This window comes from Flavobacterium sp. (assembly GCF_039916025.1).
Lineage (GTDB): Bacteria > Bacteroidota > Bacteroidia > Flavobacteriales > Flavobacteriaceae > Flavobacterium.
In genome coordinates this window covers 1-1,860 of the sequence record NZ_JBDSMB010000145.1, presented here as the reverse complement: position 1 = coordinate 1,860, position 1,860 = coordinate 1, and the positions used below count along the sequence as shown (strand labels likewise).

At 34.1% G+C, this 1,860-nt stretch carries 1 protein-coding gene; it reads left to right on the top strand.

Annotated elements, in window-relative coordinates:
* Positions 1-218: 218 nt before the first annotated feature.
* The coding region (locus tag ABIQ27_RS10960) for an HAD-IC family P-type ATPase (RefSeq protein WP_348033940.1) at positions 219-1,860 on the top strand (1,642 nt) is incomplete at its 3' end.

Below are 1,860 nucleotides of genomic sequence, written 5' to 3'. Positions count from 1 at the left end.
GAATAATTTGGGATTAGCAGTACATCGTCATAGGTTAAACCTTCTCCAACGATTTTAGTAGTGTGTGCTTTCATTGCAATTTGTAGTTGTAGTTAAATTGCGAGCAAATATAGTGAATTTTAAGAAGAAAAAAGACCTTTATAATATCATAAATATTTACATTGCAGTATATACTTTATATAGTAATCAGTTTTGTTGATTACATACACTTTAATACAATGATTGAAAATAATAAATCTATTCAAGGGCTTTCTGACACTGATGTAACAATGTCAAGGGCCAAAAACGGAACGAATTCCCTGGAGCACTCCAACAGAAATGAATTTTTAAAATCTCTTATTGAGATGATTAAAGAACCTATGTTTTTGTTATTATCAACAGCGACGGTTATTTATTTTGTTATTGGCGATTTAAGTGATGCTATTTTTATGTCGCTTGCTATTGTTTTAGTTTCTACAATTTCCCTTTATCAGGAATCAAGAAGTCGAAACGCTATCGAAGGATTAAGAAAACTAACGCAACCCAAGAGTAAAGTCATCAGAAACGGAATACTCATCGAAATTCTCAGTGAAGAAATAGTTTTGGGCGATTTTATCCAAGTAGAAGAAGGAACTTTTATTACTGCCGATGGTCAAATTATTCAATCCAATGATTTTTCTGTAAACGAATCAATTCTGACAGGTGAGTCCTTTGCGGTTTTTAAAAATGAAAATTCTGAAGATAAAACTGTTTTTCAGGGAACGACTGTTGCCAGTGGATTGGCAATTTGTGAAGTAACCGCTATTGGAAATAAGACCCAATTGGGAACAATAGGAGAAAGCATTGCAACTATTGCTGAAGAAAAAACGCCTTTGCAGCTTCAGATTAAGAATTTCGTTAAAAAAATGTCTTTAATAGGTTTGGTGATTTTTGGAATTGTTTGGGCAATAAATTTTTATAATTCAAGAGAAATATTAGATAGTTTATTGAAAGCTTTGACTTTGGCAATGAGTATCATTCCTGAAGAAATTCCTGTAGCGTTTACTACTTTCATGGCACTTGGAGCATGGCGCTTGTTGAAATTAGGCATTATTGTTAAGCAAACGAAAACGGTTGAAACACTGGGAAGTGCTACCGTTATTTGTACGGATAAAACAGGTACGATTACAGAGAACAAAATGAGTTTGGCCAAAATATATTCTTTCAAAACCAATACTATTTCAGTTGCTAAAGTGGAACTCAGTACAGAAGCTCAGGAATTATTAAGCTATGCTATGTGGGCAAGTGAACCAATTCCGTTTGATGCGATGGAGATTGCTGTTCACGAAGGGTATTCAAAACTTGAAACGAATGACGACAGACCCAATTTTTCATTAGTACATGAATACCCTTTAGGTGGAAAACCGCCAATGATGACACATGTTTTTGAAAACTCTATAGGAAAAAGAATAATAGCCTGCAAAGGCGCACCGGAAGCAATAATTGCTAATTCTAAGCTTTCAGCGAACGAAACCCAGCAGATTTTAATTGCTATGGAAAAGATGGCTAACGAAGGTTTTAGAGTTTTAGGAGTTGGCGTTACAGAATTTTCAGGAAATAATTATCCTAAAACACAACAGGAATTTGATTTTCAATTTATCGGACTGATTGCTTTTTATGATCCACCAAAAGCCAACATCCAATCCGTTTTCGAGACATTTTATAAAGCGGGTATTCAGGTAAAAATTGTAACTGGTGATAATGCTTTAACAACGTCTACTATTGCCAAACAAATTGGTTTTAAAAATGCTGATAAAGTTTTGAATGGTGACGAACTAATGAAAATGGATGCCGAAACTTTAAAAGTAAAAGTAATGGAAACAGCCATTTTTACCAGAATGT